Genomic DNA, 25,739 nt, shown 5'->3' on the forward strand with positions numbered 1-25,739 from the left:
GAGCCTGCTCATGGCATTTCTGCCGGCCGAACGTTTCATCCTCACCATTCTGGCGACGCTGATCTCGCTCGACGCGCTCCTGCTGTGGTGGAAGGACGTCGGTCTGGATGTTCCCGGCTACGCGGCGTTATCGGCCTGCGGCGTCTTTCTGATCCTGCTCGGCCAATTCTACCGCCGCTTCCGGCCCAATGAGCGCATCGCCGTGACGGCGACGGCGGCAGGGCTCTTCGTGCTGTTCACCATTGCCGGGTCCATTTTCAACTATCTGCTGCTGCCCATCTATTTCACGCCGATCGACCGGACACTCATCCGGCTGGACGGGATGCTTGGCTACACCTGGCCGGATATCGTCTCGTGGGCTGCCGGCCGTCCCGTGGTGGGCACTGCGCTCCGGATCGTCTATATGAGCTCACTGCTGCAGTTGCTGGTGGTGATCGTCGTTCTTGGCTTCACCGACAAAACCCGGACGCTTCACCATTTTCTGCTGACAGGCGTGATGGGAGCCTTGCTGGCGATGATCGCCTGGTTCTTCGCGCCGTCTATCGGACCGTCGGCATTCTACCAGATTCCGCAGAATGTAGTCGATGGGATGCCGCTGGCCGTCGACAATCATTATGGTGCGGAGCTTTCGCGAGCGCTTCGCGAAGGTGCCGTCTACCTGACCCCCAAGAATGTTCTTGGGCTGATCGCGTTTCCATCGTTCCACATGGTCATGGCTTGCATGTCCGTGTGCTTTCTGGCGCGTGTGCGATTTCTGTCCGTGCCCGCGTGCCTCCTGAACGCTGCCATGATGCCCGCCATCTTGATCCATGGCGGACATCATCTGATTGATCTCATCGGCGGAGCGGTAACGTTCGCGGCGGCCTATGGACTGTCGGCGCGTCTTCTAAAGGACGTTGACAGGCGCGAAGCAGGGCGAAAAGCCAAACTCGCCTGATCAGAGCTCTGCCTTGATCTTCTCGGCGTTCGCGGCAAGCACCGCGTTATCTTCCATCTTGCCCGAATGCGGCTTCAGAGCCGTGCCCTCGTGGCGCGGAATGACATGGAAGTGCAGGTGGAATACGGTCTGGCCGGCGGCGGGTTCGTTGAACTGGCAGACGAAGACACCATCGGCGTCGAAGGCTTCTTTCACCGCGTTGGCGATCTTCTGGACCACAGCAATGGTCTGCGCCAGCACTGCCGGATCGGCGTCGAGCAGGTTGCGCGAGGCAGCTTTGGGCACGACCAGGACATGGCCCGGCGCCTGCGGCATGACATCCATGAAGGCCACGACATGCTCGTTTTCGAAGACGCGGTGCGAGGGGATTTTGCCGCGCAGGATCTTCGCGAAGATGTTGTTGTCGTCGTAGGCGCCGCTTGTCATGGTAAATCTCCTCGTTCTTTGCGCTGATCGCGTAACGCGGCGGGCAGGCGAAGGTCAATCCTCCTGCAGCCGCTCGCCTTTGCGGAAGGGACTGTGCTCGGTGAGAATCTCGTTCATGTGCTCGACGTCGTCGCGCTCGCGCTCGAGGTAGTCGGCGATCGCCCGGCGCAGGCCGGCATGCGCGACATAATGGGCGGAATGCGTTGTCACCGGCAGGTAACCACGCGCCAGTTTGTGCTCGCCCTGCGCGCCGGCCTCGACCCGCTTCAGCCCCTTCGCCAGCGCGAAATCTATTGCCTGATGGTAGCAGACCTCGAAATGCAGGAAGGGATGATCCTCGATGCAGCCCCAGTGGCGGCCGTAGAGCGTGTCGCCGCCGATGAAGTTGATGGCGCCGGCGATGTACCTGCCGTCCCGCTTGGCCATGATCAAGAGGATGTCCTCAGGCATGCGCTCGCCGATCAGCGAATAGAACTGGCGCGTCAGATAGGGTCGTCCCCACTTGCGTCCGCCGGTATCCATGTAGAAGGCGAAGAACTGCTCCCAGATCTCTTCCGTCAAGTCGCTTCCCGTCAGCCAGTCGATGCTGATTCCATTCTCTAGCGCCGCGCGCCGCTCCTTGCGCAGCGCCTTGCGCTTGCGCGAAGCGAGCGTTTCCAGGAATTCGTCGTGATTGGCGTAGCCGTCGTTGATGAAATGGAACTGCTGGTCGGTGCGGTGCAGGTAGCCGTCGGTCTCGAAGATGCCGACCTCATCCTCAGGAAGAAAAGTGATGTGGGCCGAGGATACGCCGAGCCGGCGCACGACCTCCTTGAGGCTTTCCGCCATCGCGTCCTGGACCGGCCGGCGCGCGAACCCCTCCGCGACCAGCAGCCGCGGTCCGGTCGCCGGCGTGAATGGGATGGAGCACTGCAGCTTGGGATAGTAACGCCCGCCGGCCCGCTCGAAGGCGTCGGCCCAGCCGTGGTCGAAGACATATTCGCCCTGGCTGTGGTTCTTCAGGTAACCGGGCAGGGCGCCGACGAGTTCGCCGCTCTCCGTTTCGAGCAGCATGTGATGCCCGAGCCAGCCGGTTTCAGCCGTCGCCGAACCCGATTCCTCCAGAGAGGACAGGAAGGCGTGCGACACGAAGGGATTATAGGCAAGTGTGCCTGCCTCTTTCGAAGCCCCTGAGAGCTTTGACCAGCTCTCGGGGGAAATGTCGGCGAAGGACCGCTCGATGCGGATTGAAAGCTCATCAGTCATGGAACGAATGCGAGACCGTTTGGGAGGAGAAGAGGGCTCGTCACCAGTCTGCGCATGATCTTGTCCAAAAAGCGAGCCTCAAACCGAAACGCGCGGGTCGAAACCTTCGAAGGTCATCTGGTCGGCGTTCTCGAAGGTCTTTCTGCGAGCCGCCTCGTCGCGCACCGTCCAGGTGATGATCACGGTTCCCTTCTCGCGCTCGGCGCTGATGAAGGGGTTCGGCAGGTCGGCATAATAGTAGGAGATGAAATCGAGGCCGAGCGCCATCGCCTTCTCGTGCACCGCGAACTCTTCCGCTTGAACGCCGCCCGCCGTCAGGCCGAGCGGGTAGGGCGCGTTGAGCTCCTTCAGGTCGCGCAGCAGCCAGTGATCGAAGCTCATCAGCGCCACCTTGCCCTCGTATCCCTCGAGCACCTCGAGCACGGATTCGGCAAAGCCGGTATCGTCGGCTTCCCGACCCTTGAGCTCGATGACGAGCGGAACCTGACCCTTCACCAGATCGAGCATCTTCTTCAGCGTCGGGATCTTGTCGGATGTGCCGCCGACCGCGATCAGGCCGAGCTCCTGCGAGGTCCGCTCGCGCACATCGCCCTTGAGATTGCAGAGGCGTTCCAGATCCTCGTCATGGAAGACGACAGGCACGCCGTCGGAGGCGTAGTGCAGGTCGCACTCGATGGCGAAGCCGGCCTCGATGGCGCGGCTGAAGGCCGAAAGCGTGTTCTCCCAGACCTTCTGGTTGAGGTCGTGATAGCCGCGGTGAGCGACGGGCTGGTCCTTGAGCCAGGAAGCGGAGGTCATTAGGCGATTTCCATGATGGCATCGATTTCGACGGCGGCGTTGAGCGGAAGTGCCGCCATGCCGACGGCGGCGCGGGCGTGCTTGCCGGCCTCGCCGAGCACATTGGCGATCAGGTTCGAGGCACCGTTGATGACGAGGTGCTGCTCGACGAATTCGGGTACGGAGGCCACGAAGCCGCTCAGCTTGATGACGCGCTTGATGCGGCCGAGATCGCCGCCAAGTGCGGCCTTGGCCTGCGACAGGATGCCAATCGCGCAGAGTTCGGCGGCGCGCTGGCCGGTCGCGACGTCGACGTTCTTGCCGAGATGGCCGGTTACGGCGACCTTGCCGTTTTCGATCGGCAGCTGGCCGGAAATGAAGAGCTGGTTGCCGCTGATGACATAGGAGACGTAGTTGGCGGCGGGTGCCGCGGCGTCAGGCAGGGATATCCCCATGTCTTTGAGGCGAGCAGTGATTTGATCGGACATTTTCCTCTCCGCTTTTGTTGTCATTGGCTTTAAAACTATGCATCAAGGCTAGAATCTATTTTGTGACTTTTTCCAGCCTCTATTTGGCCGAAAGAGTCCTTATAACATCGCGGGCGAGTCCAACAGGAGATTGTCTATGGTCCGATCGAGTCTTGCCGCACTTATGATGGCGAGCGTTTCGGCAAGCGCCTTTGCGGCGGCGCCGGCGAACAGCCCGGCGTCGGGATTGATCGCGCACCGCGCCATCTACGATCTCGAGCTGAAGGATGCCTCCGAACGCTCAGGAATCTCCGGCATGTCGGGCCGCATGGTCTACGAGTTCGATGGCAACTACTGCACCGGATTCACCACCAATTTCCGCTTCGTCACGCAGATCGATACCGGCGACGCCGTTCGTGTCAGCGACCAGCAGACAAAAACCTTCGAGAACATCAAGGATCGCAAGTTCACCTTCGACACCAAGTCGTTCACGGACGACCAACTGGACAAGGAAGTCAACGGCGCCGCCGAGGATCAGACGGCAGGCGTCAAGGTCGACCTCAAGCAACCCGCGAGCAAGCAGTTGCAGCTCGAGGCCAGCCGCTTCCCGACCGAACATATGCTGGACGTCATCCAGAACGCCAAGGCAGGCAAGCGCCTCTTTGAAGCGCGCGTCTTCGACGGCTCGGACGATGGCGACAAGACGCTGGTGACGACAACAGTTGTCGGCAAGCAGGTCACCCCGTCCGCTGACGAAGCCGATGCCGGGAATGCTGGCGCCTTTTCCAAGGCTGCGTTCTGGCCGGTGACGATTTCCTATTTCAACGAAAACACCAAGACGGACGCCGTTCCTGTTTATCGCATGTCGTTCAAGCTCTACGAGAACGGCATCACACGCGACCTGACCATGGATTACGGCGATTTCGTTCTTTCCGGCAAGCTGGCGAAGCTTGAACTGCTGGACGCAAAGGCCGCAGCCTGCAAGTAGGTGAGACCACGCGGCAATGCCGTTGATATCCGGGCAGGCGTTCTCCATGTTAAGAAGGCTGGGTTAAGAAGGGCTGGCAATTCAGCGGCCATGGCATGATGGGAGAATGGATAGTGTCTGCAGGTCTTGATGCATCGATACGGCGTCTGTTGGGAGTTGCGGCCGGCTTGATCCTCGTCTGGTCGGCGTCGCCGGCATCGGCCGCTGATTGCGGCAGCATGCCGACAGCGGGTATCGACTGGAGCCAGTGCAACAAGAAGAATTTGATGCTGGAGGGTAACGACTTCCAGGGTGCCAATCTGGCGGACGCGGATCTGACGCTCACCAATCTCAGCGGCACCAATCTCAACGGCGCGAACTTCGAGAAGGCGACGCTGGTCCGCGCCTGGTTCACGAACGCGCAGGCCGCCAAGGCGAACTTCGCCAAGATAGAGGCCTATCGCTCCGGCTTCGACGGAGTGGTCGCGGATGGTGCATCCTTCATCGGCGCCGAACTGCAGCGCGCGAACTTCCATGCTGCCAAGCTCTCGGGCGCCAATTTCGAGAAAGCCGAGCTCGGGCGCGCCAATTTCAAGGAAGCAGTGCTGACCGGCGCCAAGTTCTCCCTCGCCAACCTCTCGCGCGCGGATTTCACCACCGCCCAGTTCGAAGGGCCGCTGGCCTTTGATGGCGCCTTCATGTTCCTTACGCGGATCAATGGTCTCGACCTGTCGGCCGCGACCGGCCTCGAACAGGCACAGGTCGACCTCACTTGCGGCGACTCGAACACCAAGTTGCCGGCCGGCCTGTCGACGCCGAAAAGCTGGCCCTGTGATTCCGATTGAGGTTTCGCGCCCTGGCAGGACGCTGAAAGGGTCTTTCGGCCCGGTTAGGCAATTTTTCAGCGCCAAGCCTTGATTTTCCCGCGCGGCGGGGGTAAGGGCACCCGCATTCCACACGTAAGGCATGGGATTGTCCGGGAGAAATCCGGATCGTTCCGCCCGGTGGCATCCTCGAAGAGGGTGCTGTTAGCCTTGCGGAGGTTCAACCGGAAAAGGATAACAAGGCATGGCATTGCCCGATTTCTCTATGCGCCAGCTCCTCGAAGCAGGCGTCCACTTCGGCCACCAGACTCACCGCTGGAACCCGAAGATGAAGCCGTACATTTTCGGCGATCGTAACAACATCCACATCATCGACCTCGCACAGACGGTTCCGCTTCTGTCGCGCGCTCTGCAGGTTGTCTCCGATACCGTAGCCCGTGGCGGCCGCGTTCTGTTCGTCGGCACCAAGCGCCAGGCTTCCGAGCTCATCGCTGACTCGGCCAAGCGTTCCGCTCAGTACTACGTCAACTCGCGTTGGCTCGGCGGCATGATGACCAACTGGAAGACGATCTCCAACTCGATCCAGCGCCTGCGCAAGCTCGACGAGATCCTGTCTTCGGAACAGTCCGGCTACAACAAGAAAGAGCGCCTGAACCTCGAGCGCGAGCGCGAAAAGCTCGACAAGGCTCTCGGTGGTATCAAGGACATGGGCGGCACGCCGGACCTGATGTTCATCATCGACACCAACAAGGAAAAGATCGCGATCGACGAAGCCAAGCGCCTCGGCATCCCGGTTGTCGCAATCATCGACTCGAACTGCGACCCGGACCTGATCGACTATCCGATCCCCGGTAACGACGACGCTTCGCGCGCCATCGCCCTGTACTGCGACCTGATCTCGCGCGCTGCCATCGACGGTATCGCTCGCCAGCAGAGCTCGTCGGGCCGTGACCTCGGTGCATCGATCGAAGCTCCGGCTGAGCCGGCGCTCGAAGGCGAAGCCGAAGCCTGATAAAAGAAGCAGGCGGATCGAATGGTCCGCCATGCTTTCCATAGATTGGGAAAAGGCCGCTCGCGACTTTTATGAAGTTGGGCGGCCTTGACCATTTCAGGCGAGGGGAAAAGTCTCTCGCCATTTGAGTTTCGTTATGACGCGTCATTCATCACGCTGTCATACATACAGGTACATTTCGTGCCTCAATCCGGTGCCGCACCGCTCTGGCGGGCCACCGTTTGAACCGACAAGAGGAAGCTTATGACCGAGATTACGGCTGCACTGGTGAAGGAACTGCGCGAGAAGTCCGGCGCAGGCATGATGGACTGCAAGAAGGCGCTGCTGGAAAACAACGGCGACATCGAAGCATCGATCGACTGGCTCCGCGCCAAGGGCATCTCGAAGGCCGACAAGAAGGCTGGCCGCGCTGCCGCTGAAGGCCTGGTTGCCATCGCCGGCGCCGGCCACAAGGCTGTTGTCGTCGAGCTGAACTCGGAGACCGACTTCGTTGCCCGTAACGACGCCTTCCAGGATCTGGTTCGCGGCATCGCCAACGTTGCGCTGACGACCGACGGTTCGGTTGAAGCCATCTCGGCTGCGACTTACCCGGCATCCGGCAAGCCTGTCGCCGACACCATCAAGGACGCGATCGCCACCATCGGCGAAAACATGACGCTGCGCCGCGCTGCCAAGCTCGAAGTCGAGCACGGCGTTGTCGCGACCTACATCCACAACGCTGCCGGCGACGGCATCGGCAAGCTCGGCGTTCTGGTTGCCCTGAAGTCGGAAGGCGACAAGGCCGTACTGACGTCGATCGGCCGCCAGGTTGCCATGCACATCGCTGCGACCAACCCGCTCGCGATCCGCGCCGAAGAAGTCGACGCTGCCGTTGCAGAACGCGAACGCAATGTCTTCATCGAGCAGGCCCGCGAATCCGGCAAGCCGGAAGCCATCATCGAAAAGATGGTTGATGGCCGCATGCGCAAGTTCTTCGAGGAAGTCGCTCTTCTCTCGCAGGCTTTCGTCATCAACCCCGACCTGACTGTTGGTGCTGCTGTTGAAGCCGCTGCGAAGGAAGCCGGCGCCAAGATCGAAGTCGTCGGCATGGCACGCCTCCTCCTCGGCGAAGGCGTCGAGAAGGAAGAGAGCGACTTCGCCGCTGAAGTGGCTGCTGTCGCCAAGGGCTGATCGTCCTATATATGTGAAAACCGAAGGGCATCGCGTGACAACGCGGTGCCCTTCGTGTATCCGGCACTCAGCGGTGATAAACGAGGAGCCAAGATGTCGTCAGAGCCTGTCTACAAACGTGTTCTACTCAAGGCTTCCGGCGAAGCCCTCATGGGCAGCCAGGGATTTGGAATCGATGTAGCGGTGGCCGACCGCATTGCGGCTGATATCGCCGAAGCGCGGCAGATGGGTGTGGAAGTCGGCGTCGTCGTCGGTGGCGGCAACATCTTCCGCGGCGTGGCCGTCGCTTCCAAAGGCGGTGACCGGGTCACGGGCGACCACATGGGCATGCTCGCGACCGTCATCAATGCGCTGGCGCTGGCGACCTCGCTGCGAAAGCTCAACATCGATACGGTGGTGCTCTCGGCGATTGCCATGCCGGAGATTTGCGAGAGCTTCTCGCAGCGCGCGACGCTCTATCACCTGTCGCTCGGCCGCGTCGTGATCTTCGCCGGCGGCACCGGCAATCCCTTCTTCACCACCGACTCGGCCGCCGCACTGCGTGCCGCCGAAATGGGCGCCGAAGCCATCTTCAAGGGAACGCAGGTCGATGGTATCTATTCGGCGGATCCGAAGAAGGTGCCCGACGCCACGCGCTTCGATCACTTGACGCACAAGGAAGTCCTCGACAAGGGGCTTGCCGTCATGGACGTCGCCGCCGTTGCCCTGGCGCGTGAAAATGCCATTCCGATCATCGTCTTCTCGATCCACGAGAAGGGTGGTTTTGCTGAAATTCTAAGGGGCGGCGGTCTGAAGACCGTGGTCACCGACAACTGACAGAGTAGCGGCAAATATTTGCCGCAGCTTCTACCAAGACGGGAGCACTGATATGAGCCAAGGCATAGACATCAACGACATCAAGCGCCGCATGGATGGCGCGATCAATGCGTTCAAGAGCGACATCGCATCGCTGCGCACAGGCCGCGCCTCGGCCAACATTCTCGACCCGGTCACGGTCGAGGCCTATGGTTCGCGCGTGCCGCTGAACCAGGTCGCCAACGTGACCGTTCCCGAGCCGCGCATGCTCGGCATCTCCGTTTGGGACAAGACCATGGTCGGTGCAGTCGACCGCGCCATTCGCGAAGCCAACCTCGGTCTAAACCCGATCGTGGACGGCCAGAACCTCCGCATTCCGCTGCCGGAACTCAACGAGGAGCGCCGCAAGTCGCTCGTCAAGGTTGCCCATGATTACGCCGAAAAGAGCAAGGTCGCGATTCGCCATGTGCGCCGCGATGGCATGGACGGCCTTAAGAAAGCCGAAAAGGACGGTGTCATAGGCCAGGACGAAAGCCGGGCACAGTCCGATCGTGTGCAGAAGATGACGGACGAGACGATTTCTGAGATCGATCGCTTGCTTGGCGAGAAGGAAAAGGAAATCATGCAGGTCTAGTAGGACCTGCGGCTGAGCCTATGGCTGGAAGAACCGGACGGGAAATGTCGGAACGAACATTTTTGACAGTGCCAGAACATGTTGCGATCATCATGGATGGCAACGGCCGATGGGCTAAGCAGCGCGGATTGCCGCGCACGATGGGACATCGCAAGGGCGTCGACGCCGTACGGGAAACCGTGCGGGCGGCCGGCGATGTCGGCATCAAATATCTGACGCTCTTCGCCTTCTCCTCGGAGAACTGGCGCCGCCCGGAGACCGAGGTTTCCGACCTCTTGGGACTACTCAAGGCCTTCATCCGCCGCGACCTCGCCGATCTGCATCGGCAGAACGTGCGGGTGAGGGTGATCGGCGAGCGCAACAACCTGCAGAGCGATATCCTTGATCTCCTGATCGATGCCGAGCAGACGACGCGCAACAACACCGCGCTGACGCTCGTCATCGCCTTCAACTACGGCTCGCGCGACGAGATGGCGCGCGCCATGATCACGCTTGCGCAGGATGTGGAGGCGGGGCGTCTGCGGTCGCAGGACATCACGCCGGCGCTGATCAATGCGCGGCTGGACACGGCCGGCATCCCGGACCCGGATCTCATCATCCGCACCAGCGGCGAGGAGCGCCTTTCCAACTTCCTGCTGTGGCAGGCCGCCTATTCGGAATTCATTTTCATGCCGGAATACTGGCCCGATTTTACGCGCGAGCTTTTTTACGCCGCGCTTGAAACCTATGCGTCCCGCAACCGCCGGTTCGGTGGTCTGGTCGAAAAGACCGCCGCGGCGGTAGGCACCTGATGCAGACGGAACTCAGGCTCCGCATCATTTCCGGGATCATTTTGGCCGCTGTCGTGCTGGCCGCGACATGGTATGGCGGCCTGGCCTTCAGGCTGCTCGCGGCCCTGATCGGGATTCTCATCTATTACGAATGGTCGACCATCACGCGGCTGCAGGCCGAGAACCCGCTGGCCAACATTGTCGGCTGGATCGGGCAGGCGGCCATAGCCGCGGCCGTTATCGCGGCAAGTGCCGGGACGGCGCTCGTGGTGCTGATCGTGTGTTTCGCGGTGGCAATCGGCTTCGTGCTGATGGACGGCACATCCCGCTGGTTCCCCACGGGTGTCATCTATGCCGGTCTGACGGGCATTGCGCTGGCGGGCCTTCGCGGCGCCGACAGCGCCGGCCTGGTCGCCATGCTGTTTCTCTTCGCTGTCGTCTGGGCGACCGACATTCTTGCCTACTTCGTCGGTCGCGCCATCGGCGGCCCGAAGCTCGCGCCGCGCATATCGCCCGGCAAGACCTGGTCCGGTGCCATTGGTGGCGCGGTCTCGGCCGTCATCGCCGGCTCGCTCGTGGCCTATTTCCTGGTTCCCGGTGGGGTACTGTGGGCGGCCTTGGTCGCGCTCGTCCTGTCGGCATGCAGCCAGTCCGGAGATCTCTTCGAATCCTTCATCAAGCGTCGCTTCGGCGTCAAGGATTCCAGCCATCTCATCCCCGGCCACGGCGGCGTCATGGACCGTGTCGACGGGCTCATTTTCGCCTGCTTTGCGGCGTTCTTGCTAGCTGGAGTTTTTTCGCTGATAAAGGGCGGTGAATTGATGTCGCTCGGTGCAGCCCTGTTCGGCGTTTGATGTCTGCAATGGCTGGCGGAAAGATTTGATGGCAGGCTTGGTCGGAATTTTTGGCTTTCTGACGGGATATATCATCCCCTTCGTCCTCGTGCTCTCCTTGCTCGTTTTCGTGCATGAGATGGGGCACTACCTAGTAGGACGCTGGAGCGGCATCCGCATTCTGGCGTTTTCCGTCGGCTTCGGCCCGGAACTGGTGGGCTTCACCGATAGGCACGGGACGCGCTGGAAGCTTTCCTTGATTCCGCTCGGCGGCTATGTCCGCTTCTTTGGCGACGAGGATGCCTCCAGCAAGCCCGATGACAATGTGCTGGCCACAATGACGGACGAGGAGAGGGCGCGGTCGTTCGCAGGCGCCAAGCTCTGGAAGCGGGCGGCAACTGTCGCCGCCGGCCCGATCGCCAACTTCATCCTGGCAATCGCCATTTTTACCGTGTTGTTTGCGATCTACGGTCGCTCGGTGGCCGATCCCGTCGTGGCCGAGGTTAAGCCCGGAAGTGCGGCCGCCGAGGCCGGCATCATTCCCGGCGACCTTCTGATCGCCATCGACGGCGGCAAGGTCCAGACCTTCGACGACGTCCGCCGTTATGTGAGCATTCGCCCAGAGCAGAAGATCGTCGTAACGATCGAGCGCAACGGCGAGAAGCGCGACGTGCCGATGGTGCCCGTGCGCACCGGCATGACCGACCAGTTCGGTAACAAGATCGAGATCGGCCTGATCGGTATCGTGACCAATCAGGAGGTTGGCCACTTCCGTGTCCAGACCTATTCGCCGATGGAAGCGTTGCACGAAGGCACCGTGCAGACTTGGCACATCGTCACCGGAACCTTCAAATATATCGGCAATCTGGTCTCCGGCTACATGAAGCCCGATCAGCTCGGCGGCCCGATCCGCGTTGCGCAGGCCTCGGGCCAGATGGCGACGCTCGGCGTTGCAGCCGTGCTTCAGTTGGCCGCCGTCTTGTCGGTTTCCATCGGATTACTCAACCTGATGCCGGTTCCGGTACTTGATGGAGGCCATCTGATGTTCTATGCGATTGAAGCGGTAAGGGGAAAGCCGTTGGGATCGTCTGCTCAGGACATTGCATTCCGCATTGGTCTGGCCATGGTCTTGAGCCTGATGGTATTCGCTACTTGGAACGATATTAGCGCGCTTATTGGATGAAAGTGAGAGCAAGAAAAATTACCGTTTATTTACGATGTTTCAAAGCTGTAGTGGCGAATGCGTCACTGTTTGAAATGAAGTAAACAGAAATTAACTTGCTACCTTGCTTGTAGGACAAAAGCGGGTAAAACGACACACGTGGCCGGAATCGGGGGACGCCTGAAGCCGGGGACGAGAAAAAAGGTAATGGGTGAAATGAAGGCTGGTTCAAGATTTTTGAACGCAGTATCGGCGGTTGCGCTGTCTGCTGGTGTTGTTGCTTCGGGAGCGGGCGCTACATTTGTTGTATCTGCCACCTCGGCTGAGGCTGCGGTCATCCAGCGCATCGATGTGCGCGGTGCAAGCCGTGTTGGTGCCGAGGCTGTCCGTTCCAACCTGACCATTCAGCCGGGCCAGAATTTCTCCAACACAGACATCGATGACTCCGTCAAGCAGCTCTACGACACGGGCTACTTTTCAGACGTGAAGATCTCCGTTTCCGGCGGTACGCTTGTCGTCACGGTCCAGGAAGCGCAGCTGGTCAACCAGGTCGTCTTCAACGGCAACCGCAAGATCAAGGACGACAAGCTTGCTGGTGTCGTAAAGACCCACGCTGCCGGTCCATATAATGACGCGCAGATCCAGTCCGACATCCAGGCCATCAAGGACGCCTACGCAGCGACCGGCCGCAGCGAAGTCAACGTGACGACCCAGGTCGTTCCGCTCGGGGAAGGCCGCGTCAACCTCGCATTCGTCGTCGACGAAGGTGATCGAACCAAGATCGCCGCCATCAATTTCGTAGGCAACAACGCCTACAGCTCCGGCCGCCTGTCGGCTGTGATTGCCACGAAGCGCTCGAACTTCCTGTCGTTCCTGACCCGCAAGGACGTCTACAGCGAAGACAAGCTGCATGCCGACGAGGAAGCGCTTCGCCAGTTCTACTACAACCGCGGCTACGCCGACTTCCGCATCGTTTCGTCCGACGCGGCTTTCGACGAGACCACGAACAAGTACACGCTGACCTTCAACATCGACGAAGGTCCGCGCTATGATTTCGGCGCCATCAGCGTTCAGTCCACTGTTCCCGGTGTCGATTCGGCCCAGCTGCAGGGCCTCGTTCAGACGCATGAAGGCAAGGTCTACAGCGCCAAGGAAGTTCAGAAGTCGATGGAAGCGATTTCTGATCAGGTCGCTTCGGCTGGCTATCCTTTCGCCCGCGTCACGCCGCGCGGCAACCGCGACCTGAACAACAACACGATTGGTGTTGAGTATCTGGTTGACCAGGGCGAACGCGCCTATGTCGAGCGCATCGAGATCCGCGGCAACAGCCGCACGCGTGACTACGTCATCCGCCGCGAATTCGACATGAGCGAAGGCGACGCCTTCAATCAGCAGATGATCACCAAGGCCAAGCGTCGCCTTGAGGCGCTCGGTTACTTCTCCTCCGTCAACATCTCGACCCAGCCCGGCAGTTCGCCGGACCGTGTCGTCGTGGTTGTTGACGTGCAGGATCAGGCAACCGGTTCGTTCGGTATCGGCGCGGGCTACGCTGCCGGTGGCGACGGCCTTCTGCTCGAAGCGTCGATCGAAGAAAAGAACTTCCTCGGTCGTGGCCAGTACATCAAGGTGACCGCTGGCGGCGGTGAAGAAGGTTCGCGTGCCTACGGCCTGAACTTCACCGAACCCTACTTCCTCGGTTATCGCCTGGCTGTCGGTTTCGACCTCAATCACAGCGAAACGTCGAGCAACGACAACTACGACTACGAAGAAAACAGCGTAGTCCTGCGCGCGACGGCGCCGATCACCGAAGATCTGGCGACGACGTTCCGCTATAACTACAAGCAGATGAAGTACGATCCGTCGGGCTCGCTGGATGATCTGTCGACACCGTACCAGGATCTTGTCAATAACAGCCCGTGGGTGAAGTCGTCGATTTCGCAGACGCTGACCTATAACACGCTGGATGACATGACGCTGCCGCGCGAAGGTATCTACGCCTCAGCCACGCAGGAAATCGCAGGTCTTGGTGGCGACTCGCAGTTCTACAAGATCTACGGTAAGGCGCGCTACTACCACCTGCTGGCTGACGACGCCGACATCATCGGCTCGGTCAGCGGTTCGGCCGGTTACGTCGTCGGTTTCGGCGATGACCTGCACGTCTTCGACCAGTTCACCCTGACAAACGGCGATATCCGCGGCTTCGAGAACAAGGGTATCGGCCCGCGAGTCGGCGGCGGCCCTGATGATCCGCTCGGCGGCACGACGTACTTCACGGTTTCCGCTGAAGCCACGTTCCCGCTGCCGGCATTCCCGCGTGACTTCGGTCTGCGTGGTGCTGTCTTCGCGGATGCCGGTACGCTATTCGGCAACAAGGTCAGTGTCGGTGGTAGTGAATACGTCAACGGTGAAGACGCCTCGCTGCGCGCTTCGGTCGGTCTCGGCATCATCTGGGCATCGCCGTTCGGCACGCTCCGTGTCGACTACGCGGTTCCCGTCCTCAAGGAAGACTTCGACAAGACCCAGAACTTCAAGTTTGGCATAAACAACCAATTCTGATATCGGCAGTCCCAGAACTGTAGACTTTAATTCCGTTCTGGAGATTTGCCGATGGAGCAAACTGGATTCTTTCTGCCCCATGATGGCGTGAAACTCTCGGAGTTGGCGCAATATCTTGGGGCGGAACTTGCTGACCCCACACATGCCGATGTCGTCATCCGCTCCGTTTCGCCCGTAAGCCGGGCGAAGGCGGGGGATGTCTGTTACATCATTTCCAAAAGAAGCCGTGACGAACTCGTGAGCTGCGAAGCATCCGCCGTGATTTGCAGCGCCGCCCTGCAGCCGATCGTTCCGCCCCATATCCCGGTACTGATTTCGAAGAACGCGCATGCGGCCTTCGCCATGGCCGGCGGCTTCCTTTTCCACAAGGCATTGAAGCCGCTGCCGAATCTCTCCGATTTGTCGGGTGTCTCCGACCGTGCCTTCGTGGATCCGACGGCAAGGCTCGAGGGCAAGGTCGTCGTTGAACCTTTCGCCGTCGTCGGCGCCAATGCCGAAATCGGCGAGGGCACCATCATCGGCGCCGGGGCCGTCATCGGTCCCGACGTCAAGATCGGCCGCAATTGTTCGATCGCCGCCGGCGCCAGCGTGCTCTGCGCGCTGGTCGGCAACGGCGTCATCGTCCATAACGGCGCACGCATCGGCCAGGATGGTTTCGGCTATGCGCCGGGTCCGCGCGGCATGATCAAGATCGTGCAGATCGGCCGCGTCATCCTGCAGGACAACGTCGAAATCGGCGCCAACACGACGATCGACCGTGGCACCATGGATGACACTGTGATCGGCGAGGGAACGAAGATCGATAATCTCGTCCAGATCGGCCACAATGTTCGCATCGGCCGGCATTGCGCGATCGTTTCGCAGGTCGGGATCGCCGGCAGTGCGATCATCGGCGATGGCGTTCAGGTCGGTGGTCACAGCGGCATAAAAGGCCATATAACCATAGGCGACGGCGTCCAGATCGCCGCAATGAGCGGTGTCGTTGCCGACATCCCTGCCGGAGAGCGCTATGGGGGTATCCCCGCGCGGCCGGTGCATGACTTCCTGCGCGAAGTCGCGACGGTGATGATGCGGACGACCGGCGGCAAGAAAACGGGAGATAAGAATGGCTGATGAAGTCAAAAAGTCGCTGTCTTCGGCGGATATCATTGAGATAATGAAGTTGCTGCCGCACCGCTATCCATTTCTGTTGGTCGACAGGATCGTGGATATCGATGGCGATGACTCGGCGATCGGCATCAAGAATGTGACGGCGAACGAGCCGCATTTCACCGGCCATTTTCCTGAATCACCGATCATGCCGGGCGTTCTCCTGGTCGAAGGCATGGCCCAGACTGCCGGTGCCATCTGTGCCAAGAAGGAAGGCGAAACGGGCAATCTGGTCTACTTCATGACGATCGATAATGCCCGCTTCCGCAAGCCCGTGGTTCCCGGCGATCGCGTCGAATACCACGTTAAGAAGCAGAAGCAGCGCGGCAATATCTGGAAGTTCCACTGTGACGCCAAGGTCGATGGGGCACTGGTGGCCGAGGCTGATATTGGCGCCATGATCGTTCGCAAGGACCAGCCATGAGCACGATCGCAGCCAGTGCCAGCATCCACCCCATGGCGGTCGTCGAGGACGGCGCCGTGATCGGTGAAAACGTCAAGATCGGCCCCTTCTGCCATGTTGGCCCGAAGGTTGTGCTCGGTGATGGCGTCGAGTTGCTGGCGCATGCCATCGTGACCGGCAAGACCACGATCGGCAAGAATACCCGCATTTTCCCGATGGCGGTCGTCGGCGGCGATCCGCAGAGCGTGCATCACGCCGGCCAGGAGACGACGCTTTCCGTTGGCGACAACTGCACCATCCGCGAAGGCGTGACGATGAACACCGGCACCACCGATGCCGGCGGCCAGACTATCGTCGGCAATAACAACCTGTTCCTCGCCAATTCGCACGTCGCCCATGATTGCCGAGTCGGCAACAACGTCATCATGTCGAACAACGTCATGCTTGCCGGCCACGTGACGATCGAGGATCGCGTCATTCTCGGCGGTGGCTGCGCCGTGCACCAGTTCACCCGCGTCGGGCGCCAGGCTTTCGTCGGTGGCCTTTCGGCCGTGAGCTACGACGTCATCCCTTACGGCATGCTGAACGGCAACCCCGGCCTGCTCGGCGGCCTCAACGTCGTCGGCATGACCCGCGCCGGCATCGAGCGCGCCACGATCCACACCGTTCGCCGTGCCTACAAGGCGATCTTCGAAGGCGCGGGATCGATCCGCGACAATGCCGCCGCAATCCGTGACGAATACGCCGACTGCGAGCAGGCGATGCAGATCCTCGATTTCATCGCCGCCGAAAGCGATCGTGCGCTGTCTTCTCCGACCAGGGGACAGAAAGGCTGATCCTTGTCCCTAGCCGGTGACACCACCAAAGGCCGCTTGGCAATCATTGCAGGAAGCGGCTTTCTGCCGTCCCACGTCGCCGAAGCCGCGCGCGAAGCGGGTGAAAACCCGTTCATCATCGCTCTCAAGGGTGAAGTCGACCGCTCCTGGGATGGGTTCGACCACGCGGTCATCGGCGTCGGTGATTTTGCCGGCGTCATTCGTGCGCTGGAAAACAACGGCGTCGATCGCGTCGTCATGTCCGGCGGCGTCAAGCGCCGGCCTGAGTGGCGCGAAGTGCGCCCGACATTCAAGACGCTGATGAAGGTGCCGGCGACGATCCGCACGCTGCTATCCGGCGGCGATGACACGGTATTGCGCATGGTGATCAAGCTCATCGAGGTTGACGGCCGCCGCGTGGTCGGCGCGCATGAAATCGCGCCGGATCTGCTGGCTGCGGTCGGGCCGATTGGTGCGACCGGGTTCAGCGCCGCTGATGCCAAGGATATAGCGAAGGCAGTAGAAGCGGCCGAAGCGCTCGGCCGGCTCGACGTCGGGCAGGGCGCGGTCGCCGTGGGCGGCCGCATCGTGGCGCTGGAGGGTGTCGAAGGCACCGATGCCATGCTTGAGCGGGTGGCGGAACTGCGTGCCGCCGGACGCATCTCGGCGCGCCGCCGCGGGGTTCTGGTCAAGCTCTGCAAACCACAGCAGGATATCCGCGCCGATCTGCCGTCCATCGGAATTTCAACCATCGCCAATCTTCAAAAGGCCGGCCTCGCCGGTGTAGCCGTCGAGGCAGGGCGCTCGCTGGTGCTTGATCGCAAGGCTGTCATGAAGGCTGCGGACGAGGCGGGTATCTTCGTCGTCGGTCTGGATCGGGGATTGCCGCATTGGGGTCTGTCATGAGCGCACGTCCGCTGAAGGTTGCCGTCGTGGCGGGCGAGGTCTCCGGCGACCTGCTTGGCGCCGATCTGATCGCCGCGTTGAAGCGGCGGTATGACGGCCCGATCGATCTGGTAGGCGTCGGCGGCGAGGGGCTCGAGGCCGAAGGCCTGCAATCGCTGTTCGACTATTCCGAACTGTCGATCATGGGCATCACCCAAGTGCTCTCCAAGCTGCCGACCCTGGTGAAGCGCATCCGTCAGACGGCGGCGGCCATCATCGCGGCGAAGCCGGATGTGCTGCTGATCATCGACAGCCCCGATTTCACCCACCGCGTTGCAAAGCGTGTGCGCACCGCTCTTCCCGACGTGCCTGTCGTCAACTACGTCTGCCCGAGTGTGTGGGCCTGGAAGGAATATCGCGCCCAGCGCATGCTCGCCTATGTCGACCATGTTCTGGCCGTGCTGCCCTTCGAACCCGAGGCGATGCGCGTGCTCGGCGGGCCTAAGACCACCTATGTCGGTCACCGTCTGACGGCCGACGCCAATCTTCTCGAAACCCGTCGCCTGCGCGCGCTGGCGCCGGTGAAAACCAGCGCCGATATCAGGACGCTCATGCTGCTGCCCGGCTCTCGCGGCTCGGAGATCACCAAGCTGCTGCCTTACTTCGGCGATGCCATCGCCGAGTTCGTCGAGCGCAACGGGGAGACCCGCTTTGTCCTGCCGACCGTGCCGCGCCGTGAGGCGATCGTCCGCGAGATCGTGAAAGACTGGAAGGTCCAGCCCGAAATCGTCGTCGGCGCGCCCGCCAAGTGGAAGGCCTTCGCCGAAGCCGACGCCGCCATGGCCGCATCCGGCACGGTCATCCTGGAGCTCGGGCTGTCAGGCGTCCCGACGGTCTCGGTCTACAAGACCGACTGGATCATCAGCCTGATGACGGGCCGCATCAAGACCTGGACGGGCGCCATCCCGAACCTGATCACCGACTACGCCGTAGTGCCCGAGTATATCAACGACGTGGTGCGGGGCGCGAGCATCGCGCGCTGGATGGAGAAACTCTCCGTCGATACCCTGCCGCGTCGCGCCATGATGGAGGGATATGATCTCGTCTGGCAGAGGATGCAGACCGAAAAACCACCCGGCGAACATGCCGCTGAGGTTCTGCTGGATGTGGTCCAAAACAAAAAGCCCGGTCATCGCTGACCGGGCTTTCTTGTTTCTGAAGCGCCGTTTAGCGCTTGGAAACCGGAACGTAGTCGCGCTGCGCTTCGCCGATATAGAGCTGGCGCGGACGACCGATGCGCTGCTGCGGATCCTCGATCATTTCGTTCCACTGCGCGATCCAGCCGACGGTGCGGGCGAGAGCGAACAGAACGGTGAACATGGTCGTGGGGAAGCCGAGAGCCTTGAGCGTGATACCCGAATAGAAGTCGATATTCGGATAGAGCTTCTTCTCGATGAAGTAGGGATCGGTGAGCGCGATGCGCTCCAGTTCCATGGCGACGTCGAGAAGCGGATCGTCCTTGATGCCGAGTTCGGCCAGCACTTCATGCGTCGTCTTCTGCATGATCTTGGCGCGCGGATCGTAGTTCTTGTAGACGCGGTGACCGAAGCCCATCAGGCGGAACGGGTCGTTCTTGTCCTTGGCACGGGCGATGTACTCGGGGATGCGGTCAACCGTGCCGATTTCCTGCAGCATGTTGAGCGCTGCTTCGTTGGCGCCGCCGTGAGCCGGGCCCCAGAGGCAGGCAATGCCGGCCGCGATGCAGGCGAACGGGTTTGCACCCGAAGAGCCGGCGAGACGAACGGTCGAGGTCGAAGCGTTCTGCTCGTGGTCGGCGTGCAGGATGAAGATGCGGTCCATGGCGCGGGCAAGCACCGGATTGACCACATATTCCTCGCAAGGGACGGCAAAGCACATGCGCAGGAAGTTCGACGCGTAGTCGAGATCGTTCTTCGGGTAAACGAACGGCTGGCCGATATGGTACTTGTACGCCATGGCGGCGATCGTCGGCATCTTGGCGATCATGCGCAGCGAAGCGACCATGCGCTGGTGCGGATCGGTGATGTCGGTCGAGTCGTGGTAAAACGCCGACAGGGCGCCGACACAGCCGCACATGACGGCCATCGGATGCGCGTCGCGGCGGAAGCCGGTGAAGAAACGGCTCATCTGCTCGTGCACCATGGTGTGGTGCGTGACGCGATAGTCGAAATCCTTCTTCTGCGCGGCCGTCGGCAGTTCGCCGTAGAGGAGCAGGTAGCAGACTTCGAGGAAGTCGCCGTGCTCGGCCAGCTGCTCGATCGGGAAGCCGCGGTGCAGCAGTACGCCTTCGTCGCCGTCGATGTAGGTGATTTTCGATTCACAGGATGCGGTCGAGGTAAAACCAGGATCGTAAGTGAAGGAAGCCGTGTTCTTGTAGAGGGCGCCGATGTCGATGACATCAGGTCCGATCGTACCGCTCTTCACGGTGAGGTCGACTGATTTGTCACCGATTTTCAGCGTTGCGCTTTGATCCGTCATTATGATCCTCCAAACTGGCGGGTGGCGCCATAAAAGCGCCATAGGGTTAAGCGTCGTCAGCGATAGCTATATGATCGCGCGCCTAATGCCAAGTTACCGTGACGCCATTTTGTGCATCGCAGTATCAACTTTTGGGCACTGCTGCGATGAGCCCAATGCATAGCGGAAGTACAAGGTTCCCAAGGCTTTTCGCGGTTGCGATCCAGCCGCGATTTTCAAACGATTATTGTTGCCTGACAGGCGTTCTGCTTGCATTGTGGTTGCAGAGGCGGCCAGTTTGCGGGTGCGATTGCATGCCCGAGTTGAAAACGATCGACGCCATGCCGGCGGCGCCTGACGCTGCGCGATTTTCTGTGGTTTCGATCGATCTCCTCAACGGTGAACGTGCCGTTTCGATACGTCCGTCCCGAACGCAGTCTCTATCGCCATGGAAGGGGAGGGTGCTAGCCTCCGGCCGGCAACTCTGGCCGCATGTCCGCACTGCAGTTGCGCAAGAGGTGGACCACGGTAGGCTCTTCCTGGCTTCGCCTCTCCTCTTCGGCGGCGGTGCCGTCGCCTGGTTTCAGTTCGACGCCGATCCCTCGCTTTTCAGGCTTGCTGCATGGGCGGTGGTGCTCGCGATTGCGATTCTTGCGGCGGGCTATGCGCGCCCGCTAGTCCGCAAGGCAGCGCTCGCCGGGCTGCTAGTCGTCGCCGGCATGGTCTCGGCGCAGCTGGAGACATGGCGTGCCGGCACCATCATGCTGGACTCGCCGGTGACCACGACCGTTAACGGCCGCGTCGAGCGTCGCGAGGGAGACGGCGAGGGCCGCTGGCGCTACGTCGTTGCCGTCGTGGCGACGCAGGAGCCGGAAATCAGGCGCGCGCCGGAGCGGGTGACGATCGTCGCCCGGGGCGCGAAAGCGCCGTTCGAGATCGGTCAATGGATCAGTGGTCGGGCGCGCCTGGTGTCTCCTTCCGGGCCAGCTTTACCCGGTCTCGACGACTTCGCTTTCTCGACCTACTTCGACGGCATCGGCGCCAACGGCTTCTTTTATGGCGCGCCCACCGCTATTCCCTCGCGCGACAGCGTCGCGCCGATCGTGCGGCAGGGCGTGATCGAAGGTCTTTACCGGCTGCGCAGCGACATCGGCGATCGCATCCGGTCGATCCTGCCCGGTGACACCGGTGCCTTCGCCGCCTCGCTGGTGACCGATGAGCGGCGTGCGATCTCGCGGGAAACGACGGACGCGCTGCGTCAGTCCGGCCTTGCGCATATCGTCGCCATCTCCGGGCTCAATATGGCTTTGTCCGCGGGCATCTTCTTCGTCGGACTGCGCAAACTGCTCAGCCTCTTTCCCGCGCTCGCCCAGGCCTATCCGACCAAGAAGATCGCTGCCGCCTTCGCACTCTTCGGATTGACGGCCTATTACATGATATCGGGTTTCGCCGTCTCCGCCGAGAGGGCCTATATCATGATGGCAATCATGCTGACGGCGGTGCTCTTCGACAGGCCCTCGATCAGTCTGCGCAACATTGCGCTCTCAGCCCTAGTGATTATCGCACTGTCGCCGTCCGAAGCGCTTGGCCCCAGCTTCCAGATGTCGTTCGCCGCCACCCTGGCGCTGGTCGCGGGCTATGGCCTCTGGATCGGCCGCCCGATGCGCGATCATCCGTTCCTGCAAGTGCCGGCAATGAAGCCGGTCGTGGTGATCGGCGGCTTCTTCGGCGGTATCGTGCTGACCTCGATGATCGGCGGTTTCTCGACGGCGCTGTTCTCGATCGAGCATTTTCATCGCATGAGCGGTTACGGTCTGCCGGCGAACCTGATGGCGATGCCCATCATCTCCTTCGTCGTCATGCCGATGGGCATGCTTGCGATGATTCTGACGCCGCTCGGCCTGGACGTCCTGCCCTGGAAAGTTGCCGGGTTGGGTCTCGACGTTGTCATCGAGATCGCCCGGATGGTCTCCAGTTGGGGAGGCAATGTCGATATCGGCCGGCTGCCGGTGTGGTACTTCCCCGTCGCGGTGCTCGGTTTCCTGCTGATGTTGCTGCTGCACACCCGCCTGCGTCATCTCGGAACACTGATCTTCGGTCTGGCGACACTGGCGGTCCTGGTCATATCGTCCGCACCACCGCCGGATGTCGTCATCGCCGAGGATGGGAGCCTGGTGGCGATCCTGCGTGATGACCACCTGGCTTCTAACCGCGCGCGTCCACCCGATTTCATCTTCGGGCAATGGCAGCGCGCGCTCGCGGCCGAGATTCACGACCCTCCTGAAGCCCTGAAGTCAGATTATCGGCCCAAGCCCAGAACAAGCGGCAGGCCCGGCGAGCGTCACAAGCTGGATTTCACGGAGCGGCGGGACGCAACGAAGGCGATGCGTGCCTCTTTGGCATCGGCTAGCGAGAACCGATTCTTCTGCCTGAAAGGCGCATGGTGCAGCGCCATCCTCGACAACGGCTACAGGATAACCGCACTCGAAGATGCGGCCTATCTCGGCCCCGCCTGCGATACATCGGATATCGTCATCACACCGGTACGCCTGCGCTTCGGAGAGTGCCGCTCCGGCGCGCTGCTGTTCACCGGCGAAACGCTGCGCCGTTCAGGCGCCATAGAAATCCGCATCGACGAGCAGGGCGCACCGGTCGTCACCAAAAGCTATGACCGTCTCGACCGCCTCTGGCTGCGGCACCGCGCCTATGACTGGCGAAGCGGCCAGTTTTCCGGCGAGACGTCACCGGTCAGTGATAGCGACGGATAAGTCCGACCAGCTTGCCTTGAACCTTCACCCGGTCCGGTCCGAAGATGCGGGTCTCGTAAGCCGGGTTGGCGGCCTCCAGCGCGATCGAGGCACCCTTGCGCCGGAAGCGCTTCAGCGTCGCTTCCTCGTCATCGACCAGCGCCACAACGATATCGCCCGGATTGGCCGTGCTGCCGTTGCGGATGATGACCGTGTCGCCATCGAAGATGCCGGCATCGATCATCGAATCGCCCTTGACCTCGAGCGCGTAGTGCTCGCCGGAGCCCAGCATGTCGGCCGGAACGGTGATATCGTGGGTATTATTCTGGATTGCCGAGATAGGCACGCCCGCCGCGATACGGCCCATCACGGGAACGGCAACGGAGTTGCCGTTGTCTGCGCTGGGTGCGGGCTTCGCCGGGGCAGGTGGCGCGACCGGCTGCGGCTTGCCGAGACTGCCCTCGATGACACTAGGCGAGAAGCCGCGGCGCGGCTGCAGGCTGGGGTTATAGGCTTCCGGCAGCTTGATGACTTCGAGCGCGCGCGCCCTGTTCGGCAGCCGGCGAATGAAGCCGCGTTCTTCCAGAGCCGTGATCAGGCGATGGATGCCGGATTTCGACGCCAGATCCAGCGCGTCCTTCATTTCGTCGAAAGACGGGGGGACGCCCGACTCCTTCATTCGCTCGTGAATGAAGAGAAGAAGCTCCTGTTGCTTGCGCGTCAGCATCGAGTTGGACCCCAGAGTTGTGAAACAAAGCCAGAACATACACTATATGTTCCATATGTGTTCTGCAAGTGCCTAAATTTTCGTAAAGCTTGCCTCCAACTTATAGCGTTTTTGCGTTTCATTTGACCGAAGCAGTCCGAGTGGCTTGAATTGTCGCCGTAGTCGGCGCACATCTTCCGGCATTCGAGGAGAGGATCTGCCATGGAAGCGCATCCGCTGGATCACGTCGTATTGCCCGTCGCGAATCTCGGCCAGGCCCGCGAGCGCCTAGGCAAGCTCGGCTTCACCATCGCCGCCGATGCGCTGCATCCCTTCGGAACGGCGAATGCCTGCATCTTCTTCGCCGACAAAACATATCTGGAGCCGCTTGCAGTCGCTAATGCCGACGGCTACGAGGCATCGATCAAACACGGAAACGTCTTCACGGCGCGAGACCGGGCATTCCGGTTCCGCTGCGGCGCAGATGGCCTGTCCGCCGTCGTTTTCGGCACCGCTGATGCCGATCGCGATCACGCCCGCTTCAAGGCCGAACGTTTTAGCGGTGGGGATATGCTGAGCTTCGCGCGGCCAATGAAGATGCCGGACGGTTCGGAGAGCACGGCGGCGTTCAAGCTTGCCTTCGCCGCCGATCTCCGCGCACCGGATTTCTTTAGCTTCGCCTGCGAACGCATCAATCCGTTGCCATCGGATCGCGGAGCGCTCGATACGCACGCCAATGGCGTGACCGGCATCGCCGAGGTCGTGCTGACGGCGCCGGATCCGAAGGCCTTCGCGCCATTCATTCGGCTTGCCGCTGCCGCGCCCGTCAGCCGCGAGGAAGCTTTCGGCGTCAGTCTGGCGCTGCCCAATGTCCGCCTCAGCATCCTGTCGTCGCCGGGGCTGGACGCCTATTACGATATCGTCGCGCCGAGCTCAGATCCCGGACTACGCGGCGCCGCGATTGTCTACTCGGTTGCCGATCTCGCCGTGACAGAAGCGTATTTGGCTGCTAACGGGATCACCTACACGCGCAAGAACAATCGAATTCTGGCGAAGGCCGCGCCCGGGCAGGGCGTGCTCTTTGCCTTCGAGGAGAAACGATGAGCCAGACGAATTCCGAAGTCGCAGTCGGCGAAGGCGCCGCACGCGTCGCATTTTCCAACGCCGGCAAGCTGTCGCTGATCGCCGGCCCCTGCCAGATGGAGAGCCGCGACCATGCCTTCATGATCGCCGGCGTCCTCAAGGAACTCTGCGACAAGCTCGGCATCGGCCTCGTCTACAAGTCCTCCTTCGACAAGGCGAACCGCACCTCGCTGTCGGCTCAGCGCGGCATCGGCCTGGAGACGGCGCTCGAGGTTTTCTCCGATCTCAAGAAGGAATACGGTTTCCCTGTCCTGACCGACATCCACACCGAGGAGCAGTGCGCGGAAGTCGCAACCGTTGTCGACATCCTGCAGATCCCGGCTTTTCTCAGCCGCCAGACGGACCTGCTTGTCGCCGCCGCCAAGACCGGCCGCGTCATCAACGTCAAGAAGGGCCAGTTCCTGGCGCCTTGGGACATGAAGAACGTGCTTGCCAAGCTCAACGACAGCGGCAACCCGAACATCCTGCTCTGTGAGCGCGGCGCCTCCTTCGGCTATAACACGCTGGTATCGGACATGCGCTCGCTGCCGATCATGGCGGGCCTCGGCGCGCCCGTGGTGTTTGACGCCACCCATTCCGTGCAGCAGCCGGGCGGGCAGGGCGGCTCCAGCGGCGGCCAGCGCGAGTTTGTGGAAACGCTCGCACGCGCGGCCGTTGCCGTCGGCGTCGCCGGCGTCTTCGTCGAGACGCACGAGGATCCCGACAACGCGCCGTCCGATGGCCCGAACATGGTCTATCTCAAGGATATGCCGCGTCTTCTCGAAAAGCTTTTGGCCTTCGACGCCATCGCGAAGAGCTGACGTTCAAAAGACTGACACGA

25 protein-coding genes are annotated in these 25,739 nt (G+C 61.3%); 19 read left to right on the top strand and 6 right to left on the bottom strand.

Annotation, left to right across the window (positions count from 1 at the left end):
• Positions 1-10: 10 nt before the first annotated feature.
• Positions 11-937 carry a phosphatase PAP2 family protein gene (locus QTL95_RS27845; protein WP_289723059.1) on the top strand — a complete coding sequence of 309 codons (927 nt, stop codon included), beginning with the start codon at positions 11-13 and terminating at the stop codon, positions 935-937.
• Here the strand turns inward: QTL95_RS27845 and QTL95_RS27850 are convergent, their stop codons facing one another.
• The 4 genes from QTL95_RS27850 to QTL95_RS27865 all read right to left on the bottom strand — a co-directional run bounded on the left by QTL95_RS27850 (position 938) and on the right by QTL95_RS27865 (position 3,873).
• On the bottom strand, positions 938-1,363 hold the full coding sequence (locus QTL95_RS27850; protein ID WP_289723060.1) for an HIT family protein: 426 nt from the start codon (positions 1,361-1,363) through the stop codon (positions 938-940).
• 54 nt (positions 1,364-1,417) lie between these two features.
• Positions 1,418-2,608 carry a GNAT family N-acetyltransferase gene (locus tag QTL95_RS27855; protein WP_289723061.1) on the bottom strand — a complete coding sequence of 397 codons (1,191 nt, stop codon included), beginning with the start codon at positions 2,606-2,608 and terminating at the stop codon, positions 1,418-1,420.
• Between the two features lie 78 nt (positions 2,609-2,686).
• Complete coding sequence (locus QTL95_RS27860) at positions 2,687-3,406, bottom strand: glycerophosphodiester phosphodiesterase (protein WP_289723062.1); 720 nt, start codon at positions 3,404-3,406, stop codon at positions 2,687-2,689.
• Entirely contained in the window at positions 3,406-3,873 is a 468-nt protein-coding gene (locus QTL95_RS27865; protein WP_289723063.1) for a RidA family protein, read from the bottom strand. Before QTL95_RS27865 ends, QTL95_RS27860 begins: the two co-directional genes overlap by 1 nt.
• A gap of 136 nt (positions 3,874-4,009) precedes the next feature.
• On the opposite strand from QTL95_RS27865, the gene QTL95_RS27870 reads away from it, so the two are divergent.
• The 15 genes from QTL95_RS27870 (at position 4,010) to lpxB (ending at position 19,026) form a co-directional block, all read left to right on the top strand.
• Complete coding sequence (locus tag QTL95_RS27870) at positions 4,010-4,840, top strand: cell envelope integrity EipB family protein (RefSeq protein ID WP_289723064.1); 831 nt, start codon at positions 4,010-4,012, stop codon at positions 4,838-4,840.
• 113 nt (positions 4,841-4,953) lie between these two features.
• Complete coding sequence (locus QTL95_RS27875; RefSeq protein WP_289723065.1) at positions 4,954-5,664, top strand: pentapeptide repeat-containing protein; 711 nt, start codon at positions 4,954-4,956, stop codon at positions 5,662-5,664.
• Between the two features lie 223 nt (positions 5,665-5,887).
• Positions 5,888-6,655, top strand: coding sequence for a 30S ribosomal protein S2 (rpsB, locus tag QTL95_RS27880; protein WP_037177980.1), 768 nt, complete (start codon positions 5,888-5,890; stop codon positions 6,653-6,655).
• A 243-nt stretch (positions 6,656-6,898) separates the two neighbouring features.
• Positions 6,899-7,825: a translation elongation factor Ts gene (gene tsf, locus QTL95_RS27885; protein ID WP_037177983.1), complete on the top strand. Its 927-nt coding sequence runs from the start codon at positions 6,899-6,901 to the stop codon at positions 7,823-7,825.
• Between the two features lie 93 nt (positions 7,826-7,918).
• Complete coding sequence (pyrH, locus tag QTL95_RS27890) at positions 7,919-8,641, top strand: UMP kinase (RefSeq protein WP_037177986.1); 723 nt, start codon at positions 7,919-7,921, stop codon at positions 8,639-8,641.
• A gap of 52 nt (positions 8,642-8,693) precedes the next feature.
• Positions 8,694-9,254, top strand: coding sequence for a ribosome recycling factor (gene frr / locus QTL95_RS27895; RefSeq protein ID WP_289723066.1), 561 nt, complete (start codon positions 8,694-8,696; stop codon positions 9,252-9,254).
• 44 nt (positions 9,255-9,298) lie between these two features.
• The gene (locus QTL95_RS27900) at positions 9,299-10,045 is read left to right on the top strand and encodes an isoprenyl transferase (protein ID WP_289723067.1); all 747 of its coding nucleotides are present in this window, start codon (positions 9,299-9,301) and stop codon (positions 10,043-10,045) included.
• Positions 10,045-10,878 (top strand): phosphatidate cytidylyltransferase, encoded by an 834-nt coding sequence (locus QTL95_RS27905; RefSeq protein WP_289723068.1) that lies wholly within the window; start codon positions 10,045-10,047, stop codon positions 10,876-10,878. Before QTL95_RS27900 ends, QTL95_RS27905 begins: the two co-directional genes overlap by 1 nt.
• Before the next feature lie 28 nt (positions 10,879-10,906).
• Positions 10,907-12,040 (top strand): RIP metalloprotease RseP, encoded by a 1,134-nt coding sequence (gene rseP, locus QTL95_RS27910; protein ID WP_289723069.1) that lies wholly within the window; start codon positions 10,907-10,909, stop codon positions 12,038-12,040.
• Positions 12,041-12,235: 195 nt separating this feature from the next.
• Positions 12,236-14,575 carry an outer membrane protein assembly factor BamA gene (gene bamA, locus QTL95_RS27915; protein WP_289723181.1) on the top strand — a complete coding sequence of 780 codons (2,340 nt, stop codon included), beginning with the start codon at positions 12,236-12,238 and terminating at the stop codon, positions 14,573-14,575.
• A gap of 51 nt (positions 14,576-14,626) precedes the next feature.
• Positions 14,627-15,688, top strand: coding sequence for a UDP-3-O-(3-hydroxymyristoyl)glucosamine N-acyltransferase (lpxD, locus tag QTL95_RS27920; protein WP_289723070.1), 1,062 nt, complete (start codon positions 14,627-14,629; stop codon positions 15,686-15,688).
• On the top strand, positions 15,681-16,148 hold the full coding sequence (gene fabZ / locus QTL95_RS27925; protein ID WP_289723071.1) for a 3-hydroxyacyl-ACP dehydratase FabZ: 468 nt from the start codon (positions 15,681-15,683) through the stop codon (positions 16,146-16,148). Before lpxD ends, fabZ begins: the two co-directional genes overlap by 8 nt.
• On the top strand, positions 16,145-16,963 hold the full coding sequence (lpxA, locus tag QTL95_RS27930; protein WP_112534182.1) for an acyl-ACP--UDP-N-acetylglucosamine O-acyltransferase: 819 nt from the start codon (positions 16,145-16,147) through the stop codon (positions 16,961-16,963). The genes fabZ and lpxA overlap by 4 nt, the downstream gene beginning before the upstream one ends.
• A 3-nt stretch (positions 16,964-16,966) precedes the next feature.
• A complete protein-coding gene (locus QTL95_RS27935) occupies positions 16,967-17,848 on the top strand; it encodes an LpxI family protein (RefSeq protein ID WP_289723072.1) in 882 nt (293 codons plus the stop codon).
• Entirely contained in the window at positions 17,845-19,026 is a 1,182-nt protein-coding gene (lpxB, locus tag QTL95_RS27940; protein ID WP_289723073.1) for a lipid-A-disaccharide synthase, read from the top strand. Before QTL95_RS27935 ends, lpxB begins: the two co-directional genes overlap by 4 nt.
• Positions 19,027-19,054: 28 nt before the next feature.
• On the opposite strand, the gene gltA is transcribed toward lpxB, so the two are convergent.
• The gene (gene gltA, locus QTL95_RS27945) at positions 19,055-20,344 is read right to left on the bottom strand and encodes a citrate synthase (RefSeq protein WP_289723074.1); all 1,290 of its coding nucleotides are present in this window, start codon (positions 20,342-20,344) and stop codon (positions 19,055-19,057) included.
• Between the two features lie 293 nt (positions 20,345-20,637).
• Between gltA and QTL95_RS27950 the strand changes: the two genes are divergently transcribed.
• The gene (locus QTL95_RS27950) at positions 20,638-23,091 is read left to right on the top strand and encodes a ComEC/Rec2 family competence protein (protein ID WP_289723075.1); all 2,454 of its coding nucleotides are present in this window, start codon (positions 20,638-20,640) and stop codon (positions 23,089-23,091) included.
• Here the strand turns inward: QTL95_RS27950 and lexA are convergent.
• Entirely contained in the window at positions 23,072-23,797 is a 726-nt protein-coding gene (gene lexA, locus QTL95_RS27955; protein ID WP_289723076.1) for a transcriptional repressor LexA, read from the bottom strand. The two genes, QTL95_RS27950 and lexA, sit on opposite strands and share 20 nt — an antisense overlap.
• A gap of 201 nt (positions 23,798-23,998) precedes the next feature.
• Between lexA and QTL95_RS27960 the strand changes: the two genes are divergently transcribed.
• Positions 23,999-24,880 (top strand): VOC family protein, encoded by an 882-nt coding sequence (locus QTL95_RS27960; RefSeq protein ID WP_289723077.1) that lies wholly within the window; start codon positions 23,999-24,001, stop codon positions 24,878-24,880.
• Positions 24,877-25,719 (top strand): 3-deoxy-8-phosphooctulonate synthase, encoded by an 843-nt coding sequence (gene kdsA / locus QTL95_RS27965; protein ID WP_289723078.1) that lies wholly within the window; start codon positions 24,877-24,879, stop codon positions 25,717-25,719. The genes QTL95_RS27960 and kdsA overlap by 4 nt, the downstream gene beginning before the upstream one ends.
• Positions 25,720-25,739: the final 20 nt, after the last annotated feature.

The sequence above is a fragment of the Rhizobium sp. S152 genome, assembly GCF_030380735.1.
In the GTDB taxonomy this organism is placed as follows: Bacteria; Pseudomonadota; Alphaproteobacteria; order Rhizobiales; family Rhizobiaceae; genus Rhizobium.